This is a genomic window from Variovorax sp. UC122_21 (assembly GCF_044056785.1).
In the GTDB taxonomy this organism is placed as follows: Bacteria; Pseudomonadota; Gammaproteobacteria; order Burkholderiales; family Burkholderiaceae_C; genus Variovorax.
In genome coordinates this window covers 499,097-521,023 of sequence record NZ_CP172003.1, presented here as the reverse complement: position 1 = coordinate 521,023, position 21,927 = coordinate 499,097, and the positions used below count along the sequence as shown (strand labels likewise).

21 protein-coding genes and 1 pseudogene are annotated in these 21,927 nt (G+C 67.9%); 4 read left to right on the top strand and 18 right to left on the bottom strand.

Annotated features, from left to right (window positions below):
• Positions 1 to 17 precede the first annotated feature (17 nt).
• The 4 genes from ACHMXE_RS02655 to ACHMXE_RS02640 all read right to left on the bottom strand — a co-directional run bounded on the left by ACHMXE_RS02655 (position 18) and on the right by ACHMXE_RS02640 (position 4,081).
• Entirely contained in the window at positions 18 to 920 is a 903-nt protein-coding gene (locus tag ACHMXE_RS02655) for a Bug family tripartite tricarboxylate transporter substrate binding protein (RefSeq protein ID WP_395346683.1), read from the bottom strand.
• Between the two features lie 83 nt (positions 921 to 1,003).
• Positions 1,004 to 2,410, bottom strand: coding sequence for a Rieske 2Fe-2S domain-containing protein (locus ACHMXE_RS02650; RefSeq protein WP_395346682.1), 1,407 nt, complete (start codon positions 2,408 to 2,410; stop codon positions 1,004 to 1,006).
• Between the two features lie 33 nt (positions 2,411 to 2,443).
• Entirely contained in the window at positions 2,444 to 3,013 is a 570-nt protein-coding gene (locus ACHMXE_RS02645) for a MarR family winged helix-turn-helix transcriptional regulator (protein WP_172705342.1), read from the bottom strand.
• A 99-nt stretch (positions 3,014 to 3,112) separates the two neighbouring features.
• Positions 3,113 to 4,081 (bottom strand): tripartite tricarboxylate transporter substrate binding protein, encoded by a 969-nt coding sequence (locus ACHMXE_RS02640; protein WP_057597674.1) that lies wholly within the window; start codon positions 4,079 to 4,081, stop codon positions 3,113 to 3,115.
• Between the two features lie 222 nt (positions 4,082 to 4,303).
• Here ACHMXE_RS02640 and ACHMXE_RS02635 point away from each other — a divergent pair, with 222 nt between their 5' ends.
• Both ACHMXE_RS02635 and ACHMXE_RS02630 read left to right on the top strand, forming a co-directional pair.
• The gene (locus ACHMXE_RS02635) at positions 4,304 to 4,870 is read left to right on the top strand and encodes a MarR family winged helix-turn-helix transcriptional regulator (protein ID WP_395346681.1); all 567 of its coding nucleotides are present in this window, start codon (positions 4,304 to 4,306) and stop codon (positions 4,868 to 4,870) included.
• A 362-nt stretch (positions 4,871 to 5,232) separates the two neighbouring features.
• Positions 5,233 to 6,204: a Rieske 2Fe-2S domain-containing protein gene (locus tag ACHMXE_RS02630; protein ID WP_395346680.1), complete on the top strand. Its 972-nt coding sequence runs from the start codon at positions 5,233 to 5,235 to the stop codon at positions 6,202 to 6,204.
• Positions 6,205 to 6,257: 53 nt separating this feature from the next.
• Here the strand turns inward: ACHMXE_RS02630 and ACHMXE_RS02625 are convergent, their stop codons facing one another.
• Positions 6,258 to 8,636 (bottom strand): DUF6351 family protein, encoded by a 2,379-nt coding sequence (locus ACHMXE_RS02625; RefSeq protein ID WP_395346678.1) that lies wholly within the window; start codon positions 8,634 to 8,636, stop codon positions 6,258 to 6,260.
• A 262-nt stretch (positions 8,637 to 8,898) separates the two neighbouring features.
• On the opposite strand from ACHMXE_RS02625, the gene ACHMXE_RS02620 reads away from it, so the two are divergent.
• Entirely contained in the window at positions 8,899 to 9,894 is a 996-nt protein-coding gene (locus ACHMXE_RS02620; protein ID WP_208513414.1) for an AraC family transcriptional regulator, read from the top strand.
• Between the two features lie 46 nt (positions 9,895 to 9,940).
• Here the strand turns inward: ACHMXE_RS02620 and ACHMXE_RS02615 are convergent, their stop codons facing one another.
• The 7 genes and pseudogenes from ACHMXE_RS02615 to ACHMXE_RS02585 form a co-directional block, all read right to left on the bottom strand.
• Complete coding sequence (locus ACHMXE_RS02615; RefSeq protein WP_395346677.1) at positions 9,941 to 10,207, bottom strand: hypothetical protein; 267 nt, start codon at positions 10,205 to 10,207, stop codon at positions 9,941 to 9,943.
• A gap of 37 nt (positions 10,208 to 10,244) precedes the next feature.
• The gene (locus tag ACHMXE_RS02610; RefSeq protein WP_395346676.1) at positions 10,245 to 11,234 is read right to left on the bottom strand and encodes a Bug family tripartite tricarboxylate transporter substrate binding protein; all 990 of its coding nucleotides are present in this window, start codon (positions 11,232 to 11,234) and stop codon (positions 10,245 to 10,247) included.
• On the bottom strand, positions 11,231 to 11,755 hold the full coding sequence (locus ACHMXE_RS02605; RefSeq protein WP_395346675.1) for a DUF302 domain-containing protein: 525 nt from the start codon (positions 11,753 to 11,755) through the stop codon (positions 11,231 to 11,233). The genes ACHMXE_RS02610 and ACHMXE_RS02605 overlap by 4 nt, the downstream gene beginning before the upstream one ends.
• Positions 11,756 to 11,785: 30 nt before the next feature.
• Positions 11,786 to 12,793, bottom strand: a complete 1,008-nt coding sequence (locus tag ACHMXE_RS02600) for a tripartite tricarboxylate transporter substrate binding protein (RefSeq protein WP_395346674.1) — start codon at positions 12,791 to 12,793, stop codon at positions 11,786 to 11,788.
• Between the two features lie 45 nt (positions 12,794 to 12,838).
• A pseudogene (gene fahA, locus ACHMXE_RS02595) lies at positions 12,839 to 14,184 on the bottom strand (fumarylacetoacetase).
• Positions 14,185 to 14,193: 9 nt separating this feature from the next.
• Positions 14,194 to 15,507 (bottom strand): CaiB/BaiF CoA transferase family protein, encoded by a 1,314-nt coding sequence (locus ACHMXE_RS02590; protein WP_395346673.1) that lies wholly within the window; start codon positions 15,505 to 15,507, stop codon positions 14,194 to 14,196.
• Positions 15,426 to 16,184, bottom strand: coding sequence for an enoyl-CoA hydratase/isomerase family protein (locus tag ACHMXE_RS02585; RefSeq protein WP_395346672.1), 759 nt, complete (start codon positions 16,182 to 16,184; stop codon positions 15,426 to 15,428). Before ACHMXE_RS02585 ends, ACHMXE_RS02590 begins: the two co-directional genes overlap by 82 nt.
• A 278-nt stretch (positions 16,185 to 16,462) precedes the next feature.
• Between ACHMXE_RS02585 and ACHMXE_RS02580 the strand changes: the two genes are divergently transcribed.
• Positions 16,463 to 17,038, top strand: coding sequence for a TetR/AcrR family transcriptional regulator (locus ACHMXE_RS02580; protein ID WP_281078854.1), 576 nt, complete (start codon positions 16,463 to 16,465; stop codon positions 17,036 to 17,038).
• A 98-nt stretch (positions 17,039 to 17,136) separates the two neighbouring features.
• On the opposite strand, the gene ACHMXE_RS02575 is transcribed toward ACHMXE_RS02580, so the two are convergent.
• From ACHMXE_RS02575 to ACHMXE_RS02550, 6 genes are all read right to left on the bottom strand, one after another.
• Positions 17,137 to 17,295 (bottom strand): hypothetical protein, encoded by a 159-nt coding sequence (locus tag ACHMXE_RS02575; protein WP_395346670.1) that lies wholly within the window; start codon positions 17,293 to 17,295, stop codon positions 17,137 to 17,139.
• A 235-nt stretch (positions 17,296 to 17,530) separates the two neighbouring features.
• Positions 17,531 to 18,154 (bottom strand): hypothetical protein, encoded by a 624-nt coding sequence (locus ACHMXE_RS02570; protein ID WP_395346668.1) that lies wholly within the window; start codon positions 18,152 to 18,154, stop codon positions 17,531 to 17,533.
• An 8-nt stretch (positions 18,155 to 18,162) separates the two neighbouring features.
• Positions 18,163 to 18,933: a DUF899 domain-containing protein gene (locus ACHMXE_RS02565; RefSeq protein ID WP_395346666.1), complete on the bottom strand. Its 771-nt coding sequence runs from the start codon at positions 18,931 to 18,933 to the stop codon at positions 18,163 to 18,165.
• Positions 18,934 to 18,962: 29 nt separating this feature from the next.
• Positions 18,963 to 19,625, bottom strand: coding sequence for a hypothetical protein (locus ACHMXE_RS02560; RefSeq protein WP_395346664.1), 663 nt, complete (start codon positions 19,623 to 19,625; stop codon positions 18,963 to 18,965).
• A gap of 48 nt (positions 19,626 to 19,673) precedes the next feature.
• Positions 19,674 to 20,894: a helix-turn-helix domain-containing protein gene (locus ACHMXE_RS02555; RefSeq protein ID WP_395346663.1), complete on the bottom strand. Its 1,221-nt coding sequence runs from the start codon at positions 20,892 to 20,894 to the stop codon at positions 19,674 to 19,676.
• Positions 20,895 to 20,907: 13 nt separating this feature from the next.
• Positions 20,908 to 21,885 carry an AraC family transcriptional regulator gene (locus ACHMXE_RS02550; RefSeq protein ID WP_395346661.1) on the bottom strand — a complete coding sequence of 326 codons (978 nt, stop codon included), beginning with the start codon at positions 21,883 to 21,885 and terminating at the stop codon, positions 20,908 to 20,910.
• Positions 21,886 to 21,927: the final 42 nt, after the last annotated feature.

The window sequence follows — 21,927 nt, the reverse complement described above, 5'->3', positions numbered from 1 at the left end:
CTCGTCATCCTTCCTCGTTACTGCTGCACGGCCAGGCCGGCTGCCTTGATCACCTTGCTGAACTTGGTGACGTCCTTCTCGAGCCACTTGCGCGCCTCGGCCGAGCCCACGAAGGTGGGCTGCACGTCGAGGTCGTTGAGCTTCTTCACGATCTCGGGGTCCTTCATCGTGGTCTGCAGCGCGGACTCGAGCTTGGCGATCACCGGCGCCGGCGTGCCCGCGGGCGCCGACAGGGTCACGAGCTGCTCGTTGTCGTCCATCTCCGCGTAGCCCTGTTCGCCCGTCGTGCCGACCTGGGGCATGGCCTTGAGCCGTTCATGGCGCTGCACGGCGATGTTGTGGATGCCGTTGCCCTCGAAGTTGCGCACGATGGTGCTGTAGGGCAGCGCGCAGGCCTGCACCTCGCCGGCCTTCAGCGCGGTGAGGGCCGGTGCCACGCCGTTGTAGGGCACGTGGATCACGTTGAGCGCGGTCCCGGTCTTCGTCTTGACCAGGCCCTTGAACATCTCGAGCTGGAGGTGGTTCAGTCCGCTCACGCCCGTCGTGCAGAAGCTCAGGCCGCCGGGCCTTTCGTGCGAGAGCTTCACCAGTTCGGGCAGGGTCTTGGCCTGCACCGACGCGTTGGTCGCGAACAGCGAGGTGTAGACGGCCACGCCACCCAACGGGGCATAGTCCTTCAGCTGGTATTCGAAGTTCGGAACGATCAGGTTCAGGAAGCCGAAGGCCGAGCCGGAGGCGATGAACAGCGTGTACCCGTCCGGCTTGGCCTGGGCGACGTAGCGCGCTCCCACGGCGCTGCCGGCGCCGGGGCGGTTCACCACCAGCACCGGCTGGCCGAGCAGGTCGCGCAGCTTCTCGGCGATGACGCGCGCCGTCGCATCGAGGCTGCCGCCGGGCGCGAAGGGCACGATGATGCTCACCGGCTGCCTGGGGTAATCGGTCTCGGCCGCCTGGCTCTGCGCGAGGCCGAGGCTGAAGAGGCCCGCCAGAACAATGGAACGGATCAGCGCTCGCGCGCCGGGTCGGGCATGGGGGGGATTTCATCGTGGGTCTCCTGGTGTTTGGCATGTAGGGCAGGGCAGCGGGGCGTGGTCGCCTCTTGTGCTGCCGTTGTTTGCAACCGGCTCAGGCCGAGGCGGCTGGCAGATCCTTGGGACGCGCGGTGCCCATGAGCTCGTCGGACTCGGTCGGGTCGAGGCTTTCGGGCAGAACCGTCTGGGGTGGCGCGAACGCCGTAGAGGTACGGATGGTCGGGTCCGGCAGGCCGCTGGCCGTCCACGCAGGCGCGCGCTGCCTCCATGAGCGAGCGGCGCATCGCGACCACGGCACGGTCGCTGCTTCCCAGGTGCTCGCGGGTGCGGTCCACGATGGGACCTGCCGACTCCGACACCATCGCGTCCTGCGCGCGGATGCCCGCGATGCCCGTGAAGGAGACGGTCTTCTGCTGCTGCCGATCGATCAGGTAGTCGTTGTCCAGCCGCTCGGTGGGACGCGTGGTGCCGGGAATCACCCGGCGGTGCGCGTAGTCGCCGTTTCGCCAGGCCGTGAGTTCCTTCTCCTCCAGCGGACGGTCCGGCCGGAAGGTGGCGCACAGCACCCAGCAGCGCTCGTCGTTCATCGGCACCCACATGCGCACCAGCCGGGCTTCGGCGGGGTGCGGCGGAATCATCGTGTAGAACGGCAGCAGGAACTGGTTCACGCGCCAGTAGCGCTGGCTCTCGTCGACGCGACGGCCATTGCAGGCCAGGAAGCCGGAAGGCGTCGGCACGATCTTCCACAGCGGCGCCTTGTCGTTCTTGAAGAAGCGCCCCGTCAGCGCGCGGTCGTCGTCGTGGGTCTTGTCGACGAGGCTGTGCAGGAAGCCCACGTGCGCGCTGTCGAGCTCTCCTTCCATGGCCTGCGCATAGTTGCAATCCTGTTCCCAGCGCGAGACGTAGACGTGCGAGGAAGGCAGCCCGAGCCATTCGAAGTCGGGCAGCGGCGGCATCTTGTCGGGATCGCCCATGTAGACCCAGAGCACGCCGCCGGCGATGCGCGCCGGGTAGGCGCGCGCGCGCACCTTGCATCGCATGGGGCTGTCGGATGCCTCGGTCGGCATGTCGAGGCACTCGCCATCGACGCCGAATTTCCAGCCGTGGTAGACGCAGCGAACGCCGCCTTCCTCGTTGCGTCCGAAGAAGAGGCTGGCGCCGCGGTGCGGGCAGTGCTGGTCGAGCACGCCGACCCGGCCTTCGGTGTCGCGGAACACCACGAGTGCTTCGCCGAGCAGTTGCAGGCGCACCGGCGCCTCGTCGGCGGCCGGCACTTCGGCCTCGGTCATGGCCGGTGTCCAGAAGCAGCGCATCAGTCGGCCCATGGGGGTGTCGGGGCCGGTGCGGGTCAGGAGGTCGTTGTTTTCTTTGCTGAGCATGGTTCGCGTGGGGTTGTCTTGGAATGGAGGAAGTCAGTCCGCGGGATCGGCGTCGAGGCTGTCGTCGCCCATGCGCGGCAGGTTCTCGATCAGCTGGTGCAGGTCCGCGCGCAATCGCTTGACCTGCGCCGCGCTCATGCCGTGGGTCAGGCGCGTCTCGCGCTGCAGCGAGGTGCTGTAGAGCTCCTGCGAGAGCGAGCGCCCGGTTTCGGTCAGGCTGATCGTCATCTCCCGCCCATGCCGGGCGAGAACGACCAGGCCCTGCTGGCTCAGGACCTGGAGGCTTCGGCTGGCCGCTGCCTTGTCGACATCGGCAGCGGCGGCCACGAACGCGGCGCTGCATTCGTGCTCGACGCCCAGCGCCAGCAGCAGCCGGTATTCGGTGGTCCCGATGTCCCAGCGCTGCATGTAGTAGCTCGAAGCGCTGCGGCTCAACCGCACGGACAGGCTCGTGACCAGCCAGCCGATGAAGTCGGTGGCGAGCCCGGGCACCGGGCGCCCCACGACGGGGTCATGGCCGTCGTGTCTGCGCTCCTGCGTCCTGGCGGGAGGGCTGGCGCGCTGGGCGCGCCGAGGTGCGGAAGGCGTTTTCTTGGCCGGCATGGTGGGTTCGAAAGCTTGCGAAACGCTAATTGTTGATCTATCAACGTTGATGTGTCAACAATGAATTCGGCAGGCCCCCGATGCACGCGTTGGCGCTGCTCAGTCGGCCGTGGCCCCGGTCGCCTTGATCACGGGCGCCCACTTGAGGATGTCGCTGCGGATCCGCTGGTCGTACTCCTGCGGCGAGGAGCCCACGGGGTCGAGGCCCATCGTCAGCAGGCGGTCGGCGAAGGCCTTTGTCCGCACCGATCGCGCGATGTCGGAACTGATCCTGGCGATGACGGCGGAGGGCGTGCCCGCGGGCGCGACCAGGCCGACGCTGCTGGTCGCCGAGACGTCGGGAACCGTCTCCGCGACCACGGGAATGTCGGGCACGCTGGCTGGCCGCTTCGGGCTGAACAGGGCGATCGGCTTGAGCTTGCCGGCCTTGATGAGCGCCTCGCTGGCGTAGTACGTGTCCATCAGCAGGGGCACCTGGCCGCCCATCACGTCCTGCTGCGCGGGAGCGCCTCCGCGGTAGGGGACATGCACGATGTTCACGCCGGTCCTGGACTTGAGCAGCTCCATGACGAGGTGATGCGCCGTGCCGCTGCCGGGACTGGCATAGCTGAGCTTGCCGGGGTCCTTGCGCGCGAGTTCGAGCACCTCCTGCAGGTTGTTGGCCGGCAGCGATGGATTGGCCACGAGGATGATGTGCTGCACGCCGATCTCCGAGATCGGCAGCAGATCCTTCAGGGTGTCGTAGGGAAGGTTCGGGCGCAGCGTGGGATTGATGGCGTGCGAGGACACCACGATCCCGAGGGTGTAGCCGTCGGGCTGTGCCTTCGCCACCGTGTTGGTTGCCAGCACGGTCCCGGCCCCCGGCCTGTTGTCCGCGATGACCGGCTGTCGCCAGAGTTCGCCGAGGTGCTGGCCGACCAGCCGGCCCTGCGAGTCGGTGGACCCTCCCGGCGGAAAGGGAATGATCAGCCGGACCGGATGGTTGGGCCATGGGTCCTGCGCGCGGGCTGCCCAGGGGCCGAACGCCAGCGGCAGCAGGAAGAGCGCGGAGCGGCTTCTGTATTTCATGGGGGTCTGTCTCCTGTGAATGTTCTGTCTCTTGCTCGGCAAGGCGCCATCCATCCAAGCATCCGGTCCCGGTCCGTCTCGGCCCGAAACCGCGCCTTGATACTTGCATTATGAAAATAAAAAACCGAGCCCGCAATCGGTGTTTGGCATCCCCGGACAGATGGGCGAGGCGGTTCAAGGCCAGCGCGCGCGACCGGGTCGCTGCGCTATCCTCGGAAACCCTTGCTCAAGCAGCTCGCGCTGGCAGTCATGGCCTCAAAGAAGAAGCTTCCCCTGGAGAACTGGATCTCCTACCGTTTCGGCCTGGTGGCCTCTCGCGTCGGCGCGGTGATGGCCGCCAAGTACGTCGAACAGCACCAGCTCACGATGCCGGCCTGGCGCTCGTTGGCCGTGATCGCTCGCTATGGGCCTCTTTCGGCGGGCGAGCTGGGCGCCAAGACCTCCTCGGATCCCTATCGGGTGGTGCGCTCCATCGATCTGCTGGTGAAGCGGGGCCTGATCACGCGCGAAGCGGACCCCGCCGATCGCCGGCGCGCCAGCCTTCAACTGACCCCGCAGGGCCGCTCGACCTACGACGAGATCGAGCAGGGCGCGATGACCAACGAATTCTTCCTGCGCGCGGGGCTGACCAGCCAGGAAGTGCGCAGCCTCGAGAGCATCCTGGAACGGATCGATGCGCAGGTGGGGGGCGCTCGCGCAAGGCGTGCTGGCCACGAGGCAAGGCGAAGACGATTGAAGGGTCCGCGCTCGCGCCATGCGGGCACGGCGCATCGTTTCTCGCGGGCATGAGCCGACTTGCGAGGCGACATAATCATTTGCATAATGCAATTAATTGATCCCGATGACGGGGTCGAGGCAATGTCGCCAGCGTCCACTTCGCAAGCCCTCATCCATGAACGACACCGCGTCTCCTCGTCAGCAACCGATCGTGTTTCTCGGCAAGCGCCAGCAGGGCGGTGGCTATGGCAAGCAGCCCGGGCGTTCCGACGACTTCCTGACCTTGGTGGAGCCGGGAACGCCGTGCGGGGAGCTGATGCGCCGCTACTGGCATCCGGTCGGGATCTCGGCCAAGGTCACGAGCGATCCGGCGAAGGTGCGGATCCTCGGGGAGGACCTGATCCTCTTTTCGCGATGGCAAGGGTCGCGCGGGATTGCTGCACGAGCATTGCGCGCACCGTGGCAGCTCGCTGTACTACGGCAAGGTCGAGGACGAAGGGATCCGCTGCTGCTATCACGGATGGCTGTTCGCCGTGGACGGCGCGTGCGTCGAGCAGCCGTGCGAGCCCGGCGGCGGACAGCATCGCGACAAGTGCCGGCAGCCCTGGTATCCGGTGGAGGAGCGCTACGGCCTGGTGTTCGCCTACATGGGGCCGCTCGATGCGATGCCCCCGCTGCCGCACTATGACGTCCTGGAGGAGCTGGGCCCGGACGAGGAGCTGCAGCAGGAGGACAAGAGCTTCTACATCGGCGGCGGCACGACGGCCGAGAACCCCGTGGCGCCCTACAGCTGGCTGCAGAACTTCGAGAACGTGATGGATCCCTTCCATGTCGTGATCCTGCATTCCCGCTTCAGCGGCGTGCAGTTCAGGCAGCAGATGGCCGTCATGCCGAATGTCGAGTGGGAACTGTGCGACCACGGCGTGATGTACCGATCGGTCCGCAAGACCGAGTCGGGCGTGCTCACGCGCATCACGCAAACCCTTCTGCCGAACGTGCGCATCGTTCCCTCGATCGAGCTCACGCCCGGCAAGGGCCGCGAGGTGGCATGGCTGGTTCCCGTCGACAGCCATCACCACCGCTCGTTCGGCGTGGCCAGGGTGCCGAAGAACGAGGAACCGCTCTATTCACGCCGCTCGCGGATGGCGACGCACGAGGGCAAGACATGGTGGGAGATGAGCGAGCAGGAGCACAAGCAGTTTCCCGACGACTATGAAGCGCAGTCCAGCCAGGGGAGCATCCCCGCCCACAGCGACGAGCACCTCGCGACGAGCGACAAGGGCGTCGTGATGCTGAGGCGGCTCCTGACCCGGCAGATCCGCGCGATCCAGGAAGGCGCCGTTCCCGAGGGCACCGGGCCCGAGTCGCAACGAGTGATCGTGCGGGCGGGCAACTACTTCGAGTGAGGTCGGATGAGACGACGGCATGGCCGCGTCGCCACGGGCCTCGTCCGCCCGCATCAAGGCGCCGCGACTGACACGGGCGCCGTGCCCAGGGGCCGGCCGCCAGGGCCGGCAGCGAAGCTCAGCCAGGGCGTGACCGGCACCTGGCCGACGCCCGGTTTGTCCCAGTCGCACACGCCGTCCGGGAAGACGGCGGCCAGCCGCGCCTTCTGGTCGTCGGTGAACCGCGCGCCGCCATAGGCAGCGTCACCGAGGGCCAAGGGCTTCAACTGGCACTTGTAGACGTTCTCGGCGCGTGGGCCGCCAGCCACCTGGCGCGGCGACGACTGCTGCTTCACGGGGCAGGCCGCGTCTTCGAGGCCGACGGTGGTGGCGAGGTCGGCATCGTTGGCGCCGTTGCTCGCGATGCAGAAGTCCACCGCCGCGGCGGGACGGTTGCTCAGCACCTTGGCCTCGATGGGGTTCGCGCTGGTGTCGGCCTCGATGGCGGCCAGCCAGGCGTCCATCGTGACGAAGGCTTTGCGCGCGAGTGCCGCTCCCGGTGCCGACGAGCCGCTGGACGAATTGAACTTCCAGATCAGCTGGTTGCCGTGGCCTCCCGCGTCACGGTCGAGACGGTCACGCACCGAGTACGCACGCCAGTTCGCATGGATGTCGCCGGTCGCCGCCTGGTTGCCGCGCAGGTCGATGATCGGCACTTTCGCGAGCTGTCGCCCGTCGCTGACGAAGCCTGCCTGGTAGTGGATGCCGATGGACTCGCGTCGCGCGTTCGTGCGCCGCGCCTGCCAGACGAGATCGCCGTCGTAGCCGCCGACGCCTTCGTTGAGCCGCACGAATTCCTCGGCGGAGAGGGCGCCATCGCGCAATGCACCGAGGCCGTACTGCACGCCCTGGTTGTCGATCACGCCGTTGCCGCGCTCGATGCCATCGTCGCCGACGAAGGATCCGAGTTGGCTGATCGCATGCTCCGCGCCGGCACAGCGGAGGCCTTTCGGGTTGGCCGTCCGGTCGTAGACCAAGGGGAAGTTCGCGGGAAAGCCGCAGTTCTGCGCGCGCGAGGGATTGAGGGCCGGAAGAAAGGAGCTGATCCAGGCGGCGCAGAAGCCGGTGCTGGTGTGGCCGTTGATTGCCGCGCGCTGCGCCGCGGTCAGTGCCTGCCCGCTCGAATCGTTGGCGTAGTAGTTGGCCTGCAGTTCGCCGCAGTCGGCGAGTTCGATGATCGGCGTGAATGCATCCGCATAGGTGCATTGCGGCTGGATGCCGTCGAGCAGGCCGGGATAGGCCGACGCGATCGAGGCCTGCTTGATCGAGCCGCCGGAGCAACCATCGCCGATCGTGTAGCGGATTCGTCCGTACCTTTCCGCGATCAGTTCCTTGACCATCATCATGGTCTCCGCGCCGAGCACGTCATTGGCGTTGGTGCCGTGGTCGGTCAAGGACGCGATGGCGACCATGAAGCCACGTTGCAGACCCAGGCCGCCGGAAGCGTCGAACAGGCTGCGTGCCGGGCCGCTCTGGAAGCGGCTGAACCCGGTGCTCGCTCCGAACTGCCAGACGAGTTTGCCGTTCCAGCCCTTCGGCGGTGCCCAGGGCATGTTCGTATCGCGTGGATCGAATGGCGCGGCCAGCGCGTAGATCGTGCGGTTGATCGTCCCGCGCTCGACGCGGATCAGGTCCTTGGCGGTGTCGCCGCGGTCGTTCGTGAAGTCGGCGATCTCGGAATCCGCGGGCATGGAGGCCGGGTCGTACTGCGTGTAGCAGGCATTGCCGCCGGTGATGCCGAAGGTACAGCTCGTCGGCGCGCTCGCCTTGCGGTAGTAGTAGGTGTAGAGCGTGCCGGCGTTGCACTGGTCATCCACCGGATCGCCTTCCAGCCCGCTTGCCTTGGTGGTGGCGGTGGCGCTCGCCGGTGCGCTGCCGGCGTTGCCTTTCACTGTCACCGCCTTCGCGGTCCGTGTCGCGCAGATCCACGGCTGCATCTGCGCGCCGGAGAATACCGGCCCACCGATCGGATGATTGGTGATGGTGATTCGCGCGTTGCCCGAGGGGAGACCTGCGGCGAGGGTGTTGTCGCCGACTTTCAGCCCGGTGACGAGCCCCATGTAGCGGCCGTTGGGCCGCCGGGCGAACGCCTTCGCGATGTCGACGTCGTCGAGAGTGATCTTCGCCGTCGCCGGGTCGACGCCCTCGGGCCACTGGATTTCCACCAGCGCATCGCCGCCGGAGACGAGGTCGGCGCGGTTGGAAATGACCAGTATCCGGGGTGCGGGCGCTGCCCCTGGCCCGTTGCCGCCACCGGGCCCCGGTTCCGGCTGCGAGGCAGCGGGTGGCACGGCCACGAACCGGGGGGCGTCATCGCCGCCCCCACAGCCGGCCACCAGCCACGCGACAGCCAGGGCCATCGTGATACCACCGATCGAAAGTCGTCGATTCATCTTGTCTCCTGCTTCCTGCATTCGTCCGCACACCGGGTTAACCGGAATGCCCGCCTTCGCGTGCAAGGTCCATAGTCATGGCGTCTGCGGCAACCTCGAAAATTCTAGGATTCGCCCCCGCATCCATCGGTATCGCAAGCGAGCCAACACAGTGACTTCGGAAGCCCTCTCGTCTCATCGATCATCACGACGCCGTCCGCGCTGCATATCACCGCACGAAGGGCGAACCAGTTCGGCGGCCTGGCTCCAGGGCGTACTCTCGATGTTCGATGCCGAAGGGCTGAACGTTCCCTCGCTGCTGCGCGACGCCGGCTTCGATCCCGAGTCGCTGCACCGGCAGAACGCGCGCATCCCGGTCGACGAGATCACCATGCTGTGGCAACTGGCGATCGGGCAAGCCCGCCATTCGACGCTGGGACTGCGCCGCGAGCTCGCGGCCACCCACAGCAAGCTTGGCACCGTGGGCCTCGCCATGGCGTCCAGCGTCGACCTCGGCATGGCCTACAGGCTGGCCGCACGCTATATGGCCGTCCTGTCGGACGCCACCGCCTTTTCCGTCGAGCACGAAGCACTCGGTGCCTGGCTCGCCATCGAGCACATCGGCGGCCGGCTGCCGATTCCGCGCCAGCGCGTGGAATACGCGTTTCTCACGACACTGGTGCAGAGCTGCTGGCTCACGCGTCGCGACATCCAGCCGCTGGCGATGGAGTTCGCCTATCCCGCGCCGGCCAACGACCGTCCCTACCGCGAGGCCTTCGCGTGCCCGGTGCGCTTCGATGCGCCGGCGAACCGCATGTTGGTATCGGCCACCGATCTCGCGCTGCCGCTGCCCACGCACCATCCGGTGCTGGCCGAAATTCAGGAGCAGTTGCTCGAGGATCAACTCGTCGAGCTGGGACAGACCACGACCAGCACCCTGGTCTGCGCCGAGATCGCGCGCCGCCTGTCGCACGGCGAGCCGCGCCGCCAGGATGTCGCTTCGGGTCTCGGCCTGGCCGATCGCACCTTGCAGCGTCGGCTGCAGGAAGAGTCGATGTCGTTCCAGATGCTGCTCGACCGCACTCGGCGCGAACTCGCGCAGCAGTACCTGGCGCAGGAACGTCACTCGCTGACCGATGTGGCCGATCTGCTGGGTTTCGTCGACAGAAGCAATTTCTTCCGGGCCTGCAAGCGGTGGTTCGGTCTGCCGCCGGCTCAATACCGCATGCGACTATGGCAAGGGGACTCGGGCGACTCGCTGCTGCGCGCCGCGGCCTAGCTTCTCGGGGGTGGAGCCTTCGTGCCTCGAACTCGCCGGGGCGAATTCAGCGTGCCAGCAGCGTAGCGCTCACGGCCACGAACACGCTGCAGCCGATGCCGACGAAGATTCCGTAGCCCCGGTAGAACTCCCGCTGCTCGGCTTCGGGAACGAGGACGAAGCCGCAGCAACCTCCGGCCACCGTCCATGTGGACGGATCGGTGGCGGAGCTTTGCTCGTGTGCGATGCGCTCGCCGCTTGGCTGGCACTCGGTACGCAGCCGTTGGGAGGTGCGCATCAGCGAGTGAAGAAGATGAATCGGGTTCGATTGCATCGCTCCAGGACATCGAGGGCGCTTGCCGTTTTCCAGATCAGTCGAGCTTGATGTCGTATTTCTTGACGACCGCCGACCACTTGACTCGTTCCTTTGCAGTCAGGGACCAGACCTCTCGAGGCGTGCTGCTCTCGAGTTCCATCGCCAGGTCGCTGAAGCGGGTCTTGAGGGCCGCATCGTCGAGGGCTTTGACAACCTCGCCGTTCAGCCTTTCGACAACCGCCGTCGGCGTCGCCTTAGGAGCGACCAACGCGAACCACACGGTGGCGTCAACGCCGAACAGCCCCTCCTCGCCCAGCGTCGGCACATTGGGCAGCGCGGCAACGCGCCTTGGCCCCACGATGCCGATGGGGTGCAGCTTCCCTGCCTTGATCTGGGGCATCGAGTTGAGGACGATGTCGCAGGTCATCTGGGTGTCTCCGCCCAGCACGCTCGCGAGGGCCGGCGCGGTCCCGTTGTAAGGAACGTGGAGCATCTCGACATTCGCCATCGAGCCGAAGAGTGCGCAAGCCAGGTGGAGCGGATTGCCATTGCCGTTGGAGGCATACGCGAAGCGTCCGTTCTGGCTCCGGATATGGGACACCAGTTCCTTGAGGTTCTTCGCCGGCGTCGCGGTGTTCACCACCATGACCAAGGGGGCCCTGGCCAGCATCGACACCGGTGCGAAGTCGCGTTCGGGGTCGTAGGCGAGGGACTTGTAGACCAGCGGATTGACCGCGAGGCTCGCGGACGAGGCCAGCATCAGCGTGTAGCCGTCGGCGGGTGCGCGCGCCACCGCGGTGGCCGCGACGATCGTGTTGCCACCGGGCTTGTTCTCGACGATGAAGGCCTGGCCGCTCGCCTTGCCCAATCGCTCGGCCAGGTTGCGCGCGAGCTGGTCCACGGGGCCGCCGGGTGCATACGGCACGACGATCTTGACCGCCTTCGCGGGATAGCCGTCGGCCGCGAGCGCAGGCAGCGATGCGAACGCGGAAGCGGCACATGCAGACAGCGCGCACCGGACCATGCACGACACGATCGTGTTCATGGCGTGCAGACCTTGATGAGCAGCGCGTGGAGCCGCTGGTCGAGGATCGCGGCCACGTCGTCGATGCCGGGCTGACGAAACTGGCCGAACTGGGTCGAAGGCCGGTCGTACTCGAACACCGAGCATCCGGACGCATCTTCGTAGAGGATCACGCGAAGCGGTGCGTACAGTCCCGATGCCAGGTCGATGCTCGTCATCTGCACCGCGTAGAGCACGTTTCCGATGAGATAGGAGGTCGCTTTTCTGCGCGCGCCCTGCAGGGCGAGCCAGTCCCCGTGCGGCCCGATGTAGTGTATGGCCAGGCCGTTTTCGCCCGCCGCGGCGGTGAGGGCCTCGCGGACGGCTTCGATCTCGTTCTTTCTCAACAGCTCGCGAATGGCATCGCTGAGCCGGCCCAGCTGGGTCTCCAGCGCCTCCTTCACGAGTTCGTAGGGCCTGGAAGAAACGATCCTGACATGAACGATCGGCAGGTCCGTGGATGTGACGGTGATGGGTGTCGCGGGCGACTCGGAGGGGGTCATGGAGAGGTCTCGTAGTGGTCAGTCGAAGAACTATTGCGCCTGGAGATTCACGGACTTCGCGATGGCGCGGAATTTCTGCATCTCGCCGCGATAGAAGGCCTCGGCCTGTGCGAGCGTCGTGGGGCTGTCGGGGAGGGCCGCGGAATCGGCCAGGAATCGCTTGTAGTCCTCGCTCTTCTTGACCTCCGCCAGGCTTTGGTTGAGTCGGACGGCCAGCGGCTCCGGAACGCTCGCGGGTATGAAAAGGGCTGCCCAGGCGCTGTAGACGAACTGCTTCAGGTGCTTCCCCTCGTTCAGCGTCGGCATGTTCGGCAGATAGGGACTGCGCGCCGAACTCGCGCTGCCGATGGCTTTCAGCTTCCCTTGCCGCACCAGTTCGAGAACGTTGGGCGCGAGCGGCACGAACGCCATGTCGATCTCGTTGCCCAGCAGCGCCTGGATCACTGGTGCGGCCCCCTTGTATGGAACGTCCAGCACACGGATGCCGGCCGAGGCCGCGAAATCGGCGGCCACCAGATAGGGCGCAGAGCCATAGCCCCAACTCCCGAAAGTCATTTCCTTCTGGGGCTTCCTGCGCGCGGACTCGATCAGGTCATCGACGCTCGAGAAGGCGTGCTGGGCATTCGTGACGAGCGTGAAGTCGGTGATCGAGAGCACCCCAGCCAGGCGGTAGTTCTCGGGCTTGTACTTCACCTGCGCCATGGCCAGGGGAGCGAGGATCAGGTCGTTGCCCGTGGTCACCAGCAGCGTGTTCCCGTCGGGTGCGGCGTTCAGGACGTTCGAGGCGGCGATCGAGCCGCTTGCGCCGGGCACGTTCTCGATGATGACGGTCTGCCCCAGCGAGGCCTGGAGCGGAACCTGTGTCTTGCGCGCGGCGACGTCGGCGGGCCCGCCCGCGGGGTATGCGACGCGTATGACCACGGTTTTGGTTGAAGCGGTCTGGGCCGTCGCGGCGGCGGGCGCCAGGAACCCCGCCATCGAACACAAGCTCCCGCAGAGGCCTGCGATGAGCGATGCGCGTCGAGCAATGCTTGTCATGTTGTCTCCTGTATTTCTCGGTCGATCGGAAAAGAAGGCGGTCGCTCAGATGTCGTGCGCAAGCGCAGGCAGGACTTGACCGCGGTTGAGGCCGAAGCCGATGCGCTGGAAGCCATCGCGTTGGCACCAGCCGTGAAAGATCACCGCGTCGCCGTCTTCGAGGAAGCCGCGTTCCTCGCCGTTGTGCAGGCGCACCGGCATGCGCCCCGCGCGACTCAACTCCATCAGCGCGCCCGCTTCCGCCGGGGCCGGACCGGAGATGGTCCCGCTGCCGAGCAGGTCGCCGGACTGCAGGTTGCATCCTCCGGCGGCGTGGTGGGTCACCATCTGTGCGATCGACCAATAGTGATGAGAGAAGCTGGTGCGCGAGATGGCTTGCGGCGCGATCCTTTCGGCCCGCATGCGCTGTGTCTCCAGCCGCACTTCGAGCTGGATGTCGAGCCCACCGCCGCGACGGTGGGCTTCGCCTTCGAGGTAGGGCAGCGGCTGCGGATCGGTCGAGGGGCGGTCCCAGGGCGTGCGGAACGGCGCCAGCGCATCCATCGTCACGATCCAGGGGGACAGGGTGGTCGCGAAATTCTTGGCGTGGAACGGCCCGAGCGGCGCCATCTCCCAGGCTTGAATATCGCGGGCCGACCAGTCGTTGAGCAGGGAGATCCCGAACACATGTTCTTCGGCGTCGGCGAGCGGGATGCGGTGGCCCTGCGCATTGCCCGCGCCGATGTAGATGCCCAGCTCGAGCTCGTAGTCGAGGCGCTGGCAGGCGCCATAGACAGGAACACTCGCGCCCGCTGGAACGAACTGTCCGTTCGGCCGATGAAAACGCTGGCCCGAGACTCCGATCGAGGACACGCGTCCGTGATAGGCGCAGGGGATCCATTGAAAGTTCGGCGAGACCTCCCCCTCGGATCCAGCAGCCGCATGATGTTGCGGGCATGGTGGATCGATGTGTAGAAGTCGGTGTAGTCGCCGATGCGCACCGGCAGCTCGAGCGTGATGTCGGACAAGGGAACGAGGCACTCGCGCGCCGATGCCACCTTCTTCGGCGCCATCGCAGCGGCATCGGCATGCAGGAGATCGAAGAGCGCGTGCCGCAGCGCTCGCCAGGCCTGCGGTCCGAGCGAGAGCAGGGCGTTCAACGATGGACCGGCCGCGGCGCGCGCCGCCTCGAGCGCCAGGCCGTCGAGACATCCGGCTTCGCCCAGTGCCTGCAGGTCCAGCACCTGGTCGCCGATGGCAACGCCGCCACGTGGCGACCCGTTGCCGTCGGTGCGGCGAAAGACGCCGAAGGGCAGGTTCTGCAGCGGGAAGTCGGTGTCCGCATCATTGGCCGATGCGAGCCAGCCGCGGGCGGATGCATCATGCGTGCGGTCGAGCTTGGAGGCAGTCACGGCGGTACCTCAATCGAATGCGCCCACGGCGCTTCTGCGCGAGCGCAGGACCCCTTGTTTGCGCAGGGCCTCGATGCGCTCGCCGTCGACCCCGAGTTCGGCGAGCACCTCGGCGTTGCTCTCGCCTTGAAAGTAAGGCATTCCCGGCGCCGGAAGCCGTGAGCGGCCGAAGCGCCATGGCGGGCCGGGCATGCGCACCGAGCCACCGTCGCGATCGTCGACGTTCACCACGGCGCCCCAGTCCTGCGCCCATTCGGAGTCGGCCAGGTCCTGCGTGCTGCGCACGACGCCGATCGCCAATCCCGCCTCGCTGACCTGCGCCTGCAATTGATCGAGATCGACGAAGGTCAGGATCCAGGATCGCACTTCCTTCATCAAGCCCGCGAGGTTGGCGCGGCGCAGCTTCGCCGTCGCGTAGCGCGGATCCTTCAGCAGATCGGAACGACGCATCATCGAGCAGTAGCGAACGAACATCGGCGAGAACACCGGGCTGGCCGCGATGGTGAGCTTGCGACCATCGGGCAGCTCGAAGATCGGAGACTCGTTGGCGCTGAGCGCGTAGGGCTCGCCCCCGACATCGAGATTGGTGAGCAGCGCACCGGCGCGCTCGTTGACCGACAGCATGGTCGCGGCCATGGAGACATCGACGTACTGGCCTTCGCCGGTCCGGTTCCGATGATTGAGCGCGGCGAGCACGGCGATCACGCCGTGCAGCCCGGTGTAGACGTCCGCATGGCTGCATGCGTCGTTGCGCAACTCGGTGCTCGCGCCTTCGTAGTGGCGCTGCAGGATGTCCGTCAGCCCCGTTTCGGCGTGCACGGTGGGGGCGAAGGCCGGACGATTGCGCCACGGGCCGGTCTGCCCATAGCCGCTGATCGAAACGTAGATGATCTTCGGATTGAACTTCGCCACGTCGTCGTAGGCGAAGCCGAAGCGCGCCAGCGTCCCGGGGCGGAAGTTCTCGACGATCACGTCCGCGTCCTGGCAGAGCGTCTTGACGATGGCTCGCGCCTCGGGCCAGTTGAGGTCCAGGCTGATGTTGCGCTTGCCTGCGTTCTGCTGGGTGTAGTACATGGACATGGCGCCGATGTGCGGCACGCCCGCGCGTCCTACGTCGCCCGCCGGCGGCTCGATCTTGGTGACGATCGCGCCGAGGTCGCGCAATGCCTTGGTGCAGCCGGGTCCCGAGAGCACGCGGGTGAAGTCGACGACCTTGAGATCCTGGAGAGGCGCATTCATGATCAGTTGCCCTCGAAGATGGCCGAACCCGGACCGGTCGCGGCAAAGGCGGCGAGGCCACGCTTCTGGTCGGCGCTGGCCCACATCGCATCGTTCATCGGGACCTGCTGCGCGTCGGCCGCGTCGATGCCGCCGCGGGCCGAGAGGTTGGCGAGCGTCTTGACGCCTCGGAAAGCCACCGTGGCGCCCGATGCCAGTTGCCTGGCCCACGACATCGCCACGTCGAGCAGTTCGCTTTCGGCGGCAACGAGGTTGATGACGCCCCATCGTTCGAGCGCTCGCGGATCGTTGCGTCGCCCGAACATCGCCAGTTCCTTGGCGCGTGCCGGCCCCGCGCGCTGGACGACGCGCTGGACGCCGCCCAGCAGCGGCAGCAGCCCGAGCGAGGCCTCGGCCATGCCGAAGGAGGCCGTGTCGGCCGCGATGATCATGTCGCAGGTCAGCGCCAGCTCGAGCCCACCGCCCAATGCCGCGCCGTGCACCGCTGCCACCGTGGGCACCGGCACGTCCTCGAGCGCCTTCCACAGGCGGGCCAGGGCCTGCGCATCGGGCTGCTCGAGCGACAACAGGTCCAGGTCGGCGCCGGCGCAGAAATGCCGCATGCCGCTGCGAAGAAGGATGGCGCGACAGCCCTCGCGCACCGCGGTCTCGTAGGCGCTCATCAACGCCTCCAGCATCGCGTTGTCGATGAGGTTGTGCGGCGGTTTCGCCATCGTGACGATGCCGACGGCGCCGTCCTTTTCATAGTCGATCGAGCTCAAGACGTTCTCCTTGGTGGGTTGCGACGCCAGATGCGTCCCGGGCACATTGTTATCGGTGTTAACTGCGCGTGTTATCAGTGTTAACCCGAGCCGGATCGGCGCTTAAAATCGGGCCATGCTCCCAATGGCCTTCAGCGATGCCTCATAGATCCGAGTCACCCGGTGCGCGTACTTCCGCGGAATCGAAAAAGCCGTCCAGGGAGGCGCGAGCGGCTCTGCGAGAGCCGGCTTACGAGCGAGGCGACCTGCGCAACGCGCTCGTGCTCGAGGGGCGCAAGATGTTCGAGGAGAGCGGCGCGAGCGAGTTGAGCTTGCGCGCGCTGGCCCGCAGGCTCGGTGTGTCGGAGGCGGCCCCCTCGCGCCACTTTGCCGGCAAGGACGACCTGCTGGCAGCCATCGCGCGAAGCGGATTCGAGGAGCTCGCGGAGCAACGCAAGCAGATCTCGGCACGCGCGCTTCCGGCTTTTCCCAAGGCGCGCGAGATGATGCTGAGCTACGTCCAGTACGCGCTCGATCACGCCGGACTGTTCGATCTCATGACCGGCCCGCGCTTGCTGCTCGCTTTTCGCCGCGGCGACATGGAGAGAAGCAGCGATGTCTCCTACAGCTACTTCGCGAACGCGGTGTTCGACCTGGCGTTGGAGAACGGCTGGCCGCGCGAGCAACTCCATTACCTCTCCCACGCGGCATGGTCGATGGAGCATGGTGTCGCGGCCCTCATCCTTGCCGGGCGTACGCCGCGAACCGACAGCGGCCTGGACATGCAGCGCATGGTCCAGTTTTCCATCGACCTGTTTCTGACCGGCGTCGTCGCGGGACCCCAGGCGTTCAAGTCGCTGCATGGCGAGGGCTAGCCTTCGCCATGCGTGGCATGCGGCGCATCGTCCCTGGCCGTGCCTGCCCTGCGATGGTCGAACGCGACGACGCGCCGGCGGGTTGCCGGGCCGTTGAATCAGCGGGCTGCGTCCTCGATGGCCTTCACGAGGCCCGCGGGATCCGTCAGGAACGGCGTGTGCCCCGTGGCGAGCGTGGTGGCGCTGCGCACCGGCGTGGCCGCCACCGTCCTGGCCTGGAAGGCCGGGCTGATGACTTGATCCTTGCTGGTGTGCACATAGACCTTGTCGACCCCTCCGAAGCGCATCTGGGTAGGCGGCCACGTAGACCAGGGTCTCGACCTTTTCCGGTGTCGTCTCGGCAACCGCCGAGATGGTGATTCCGCCGAAGCTGTGGCCCGCCAGCACGGCCGGGGTGGGTCGTCCCGGCGAGTGCCTTGAGCACCGTGTCGCGATACAGGTCCAGGCTCGCAGCCAGCGGGAATGAGGGTGATGAAAGAATCCGGAGAAAGGTCAGTGCGTCGCGATCAACAGCAAGCCGGCCGCCGACAGCGCCACGGTCCAGCCCAGTCGCAGCGCCCGGCCCTCGAGCAGCCGCGGATGCCGCGCGATGCCGCGGCACACGCCGGTGGCGATCAGCCCGGTGGCCAGCAGCATCGCCGCCGTGTGCACCGCGACCGCGGCGAGCGCCAGCGCCATCGAGCCCGATGCGGTGATGGCCCGCGCGGGATCGCCGCCGAGGCACAGCGGCACGAGCGCGGGCACCAGCATGAGCCCGGTGCCGTGCGCGGTCGCCATCACGAAGGACCAGCCCGCGAGGCCCGCATGGCTCGCTCGCGATCCAATGGTGGATCGGCCGCCGCGCAGCAGCCGGTAGGCCGCCGCGAAGAGGAGCAGCGCACCAGCCAGCACCTGCACCAGCGCACGGTCCAGCCACAGCCCCTGCGCGACGACGAAGGCCACGATCGCGACCGATGCGAAATGCCCGACGGCGATCGGCAGCAGCGCGCGCCGTGCCCTTCCAGCGTCACGCGTCTGCACGCCCCAGGCCGCGGCGAACATCCAGCCATTGGCCGGACTCAGCCCATGGAAGGCGCCGAGTCCCGCGACAGCCAGCCAGGGCCAGAGCGCGGTCATGGAAGGTCTCAGCCGCGCGATCCGCAGCACGCATGCGCCGCGGGCCGCGATTCGTAGCGGTCGTGATGCCGCACCCATGCCATCGTGTGCTCGAGCCCTTCCTCGTCGCGTCCCTTGGGCACGAGGTCGATCAACGGATAGGCGCCCATCATCACCTCCACGCCGCGGCCGTAGCGCGAGTAGGTGTGGAACACCTGGCCCGCCGCGTCCTTGAAGAACACGCTGATGCCCGGCGCCTCGGCCTGCGGAAAGGGCTGCATGCCGAAGTTGTAGTAGACCGAGCCGCTCGCGAATTCCTCGGGCGTGAAGCTGACATGGAAGTCGTGGTTGAAGTCGCTGCGTGCCGACGACACCCACTTGAACTTCCAGCCCATGCGTTCGCGAAAGCGCTCGATCTCGGGCAGCGCATTGCGCGAGACCACGAGCAGCGTGACGTCGCGCGCGGCCAGGTGCGGGGCGGCGCCGTCGTTGTGGTCGGCCATGTACGAACAGCTCGGGCAGCCCTGTTCCCTGCCCGGCGCGAACATGAAGTGCTGCACCAGCAGCTGGCTGCGGCCTTCGAACAGGTCGGCCAGCGCGCGCGGGCCGTCGGGCGTGTCGAAGACGTAGTCCTTCTCGACACGCACCCAGGGCAGGGCGCGGCGTTCGCGCGCGATCTGGTCGCCCAGCCGCGTGAGTTCCTTCTCGCGTTTCAGCAGGGCGCGGCGCGCCTCGGTCCATTGGTCCCTGGAGACGACGGCGTGGTGCGTCGTGCCCGCTTCGGTGGTCGTTGCATTCATCGGATGCTCCTTGCGTGAGGCTCGGTGGATCAGTGCGCGGGCCGGCGCACCGCGCGGACCTTGCCGCTCGGGCCGCCGCCGCAGTAGAAGAGGCCGGCGCCGTCGGACTCGAGCCCGCTGACGCCGGTGCCGCGCGGCATCTCGAGCCGCTCGAGCACTTCGCCGCTGCGCGGGTCGATGCGGCGGATGTCGCTCTCCTCGGCCTCCCAGGTGCCGTGCCACAGCTCGCCGTCGACCCAGGTCACGCCGGTCACGAAGCGGTTGCACTCGATGGTGCGGCGCACGGCGCCGGTCGCGGGATCGATCTCGTGGATCTTGCGGTCGCGGTACTGGCCCACCCACAGGCTGCCCTCGGCCCAGGTGAGGCCCGAGTCGCTGCCCTGGCCGGGCGCGGGAATCGAGGCCAGCACCTGGCCGGTGGTGGGGTCGATCTTGTCGATGCGGGCTTCGGCGATCTGGTAGAGATGCGTGCCGTCGAAGGCCGTGCCGGCGTCGCAGGCGCGGTCCAGCGCCTTGGTGGTCTCGCCGCTGTCGGGGTCGAAGGCCACCAGCTTCTCGCCGGTGGCGGCCCAGACGCGCTGGCCGTCGTGGGTCACGCCGTGCACCTGGGTGGCGCCCGCGAAGGGCCCGTACTCGCGCACGATCTCGGCCGCCCGGGCCCTGGAACTGTCGTGGATGGTCTTGGCTGTCATAGTTGGCTCCTTGGGAGGGCACCGGACATCGGCGCCTTGGAGACAACTCTATGCAATCGCGAGCGTGGAGGGGAGTAACAAGATCGTCGTGAAACCGGCCAGCGGCGGCGCCAGCCAGCGGCGCGCGCGGGTCTGGCCGATGGCGCGCACGCGGCCTTCGGCCTCGAGCTCGGCCAGCGCGCGCTGCACGGTGCGCTGGCTGGCGTCGAGCGCGAGTGCCAGCGCCGAGGTCGACCAGGCGGCGCCGTCGGACAGCAGCGCGAGCAGCGCGGCCTGCTCGCCGGCGATCGGCGGCGCCAGCACCGAGACGGGCCCCTCGTCGTGCGGCCGCAGCACGAAGCCGCGCGCGCTGGCCTCGATGCGCGCCAGCGGCTTGACGAGGGCGCGCAGCCGGCCGATCTCGACGCGCAGGCGCGCGCGGTGGGTCTCGTCGGGGTCGCGCGTGCGGAACACCTGCGCGATCAGCGCCTCGCGTTCCACGTCGCCGGGCCAGGCTTCGGCCAGCGCGAGGGCGAGCGCGAACAGCACCGGGCGGCGCGCCAGCGCGCGCCATGTCGTGCCCGCGCCCACGCCGCGGCGGCAGGCATCGACCACCAGCGTGCCCGAGTCGAGCAGCGCCTCGACCTCGTCGAGCCGCAGCATCCGTTCGCCGCCGGGAAAGCGTTGCCGCGCCGCGGGGCGGTCGAGCGCGGCGCGCGTGTCGACCACCTCGGCCAGCAGCGCCGGCACGCCCGCATGCTCGGCGGCGATGCGCGCACGGGCCAGGGCTTCGCGCGCGGGCGCGGTGTGCAGGGAACGCAGTGCCAGTTCGGCGGTGGCGAGCTCGGCCACCGCCGCGAGCGAGGCCGGCAGGCCCTGGCCGTCGAGATGGGCCAGCGCGTCGCGTGCCTCGTCGAGCCGGCCGAGCAGCAGCGATCGCCGCGCCGCGATCAGCCAGGCCTGCAGCGCGTTGGCGGGATCGGCATGCGCCTCGAGCGTGGCGGCCGCCGCCAGCAGCGCGCGCGGCGAGCCGCCGAGGTCGCGCATCGCCAGCGCCACCTCGGCCTCGGCGACCACGCAGCGCGCGCGTGCCAGCGCCTCGTGCGCGCCGAAGCCGCGCGCGGCGCGTCGCAGCAGTTCGCGGGCGCGCGCATGGTCGCCGAGCTGGGCCATGGCGATGCCGCGCAGCGCCAGCGCTGGCGGATCGTCGCGCAGCGCGACCCGCTTGAGCGCGCCGAGCGCATCGCCCGCGGCCAGCGCGCGTGCGGCGGCGGCGATCAGGGAGTCCATCGACGCGGCGCCGCTATTCGATCCAGGTCCGCGCGCCCACGCCCTGGTACTGGCGCCGGTAGGCCGAGGGCGTGGTGCCCACCACCTGCCGGAACCGGCGCGCGAAATGGGCCGGCTCGGCGAAGCCCGTGCTCTCGCCGATCTCGGCCGCCGAGGCCGAGGTGAAGACCAGCAGCGTCTTGGCGCGGTCGATGCGCCGCTCGGTCACGATCTCGAGGAAGGTCTTGCCGGTCTCGCTCTTGAGCAGATGCGCCAGGTGGGTGGCCGACACGTGGCTGGCCTGCGCCGCGTCGCCCAGGGTCAGTTCCTGCGCCAGGTTCTGCGTGATGTAGCGGATGCAGCGCAGCACGGCCTGCTTGTACGACTGCAGCACCATGCCCTGGGCCTCGCAGTGGCGGAAGTCCTCGCCGTAGCGCCGCCACACCATGCCGATCAGATTCAGCAGGTGGCCGCGGATCAGCAGGTGGCTGGCCGTGTCCTCGCCCGAGGGCCGCTGCGCCTCCTGCGTCATGCGCTCGCACAGCGCCTGCAGCGCTTCGGTCTCGGCCGCGTCGAAGCGGAAGTCCAGGCAGTGCTGGAAGCGGAACGGCGCGAGCTCGGGCGCGCGCGCCAGCGGCACCTCCGAGAGCTCGAACACGTCGAGGTCGAGCGAGGGCAGCAGGTAGTCCTTGCTGATGTTGATGATGTGGAACACGCCGTCGGCCGCGTTCGGGATGTAGTGGACCAGGAAGGGCAGCACGAAGCTCACCGTGCCGGGCCCGATCGGGCGCTGGCCGCCGCCGATGTAGTGCGTGGTCTCGCCGCGCGTGTTGACGTAGATCTGGAAGTACTCGTGCCGGTGCGGCACCGGGTTCGGCAGGATGTTGGTCTGGTCGTGGATGCCGAAATAGGCGCGCTGTGCCCGCGTGGCCATGGTGTAGTTGCCGATGGCGGGGCGTGCGGCACCGGAGCGCGGCAGGGGCGGGTCGATGAGGGAGGGCGCTGGTTGCATGGCGGGCCTGGCACGAGGAATCGCAAGGATTGCATATCTTTG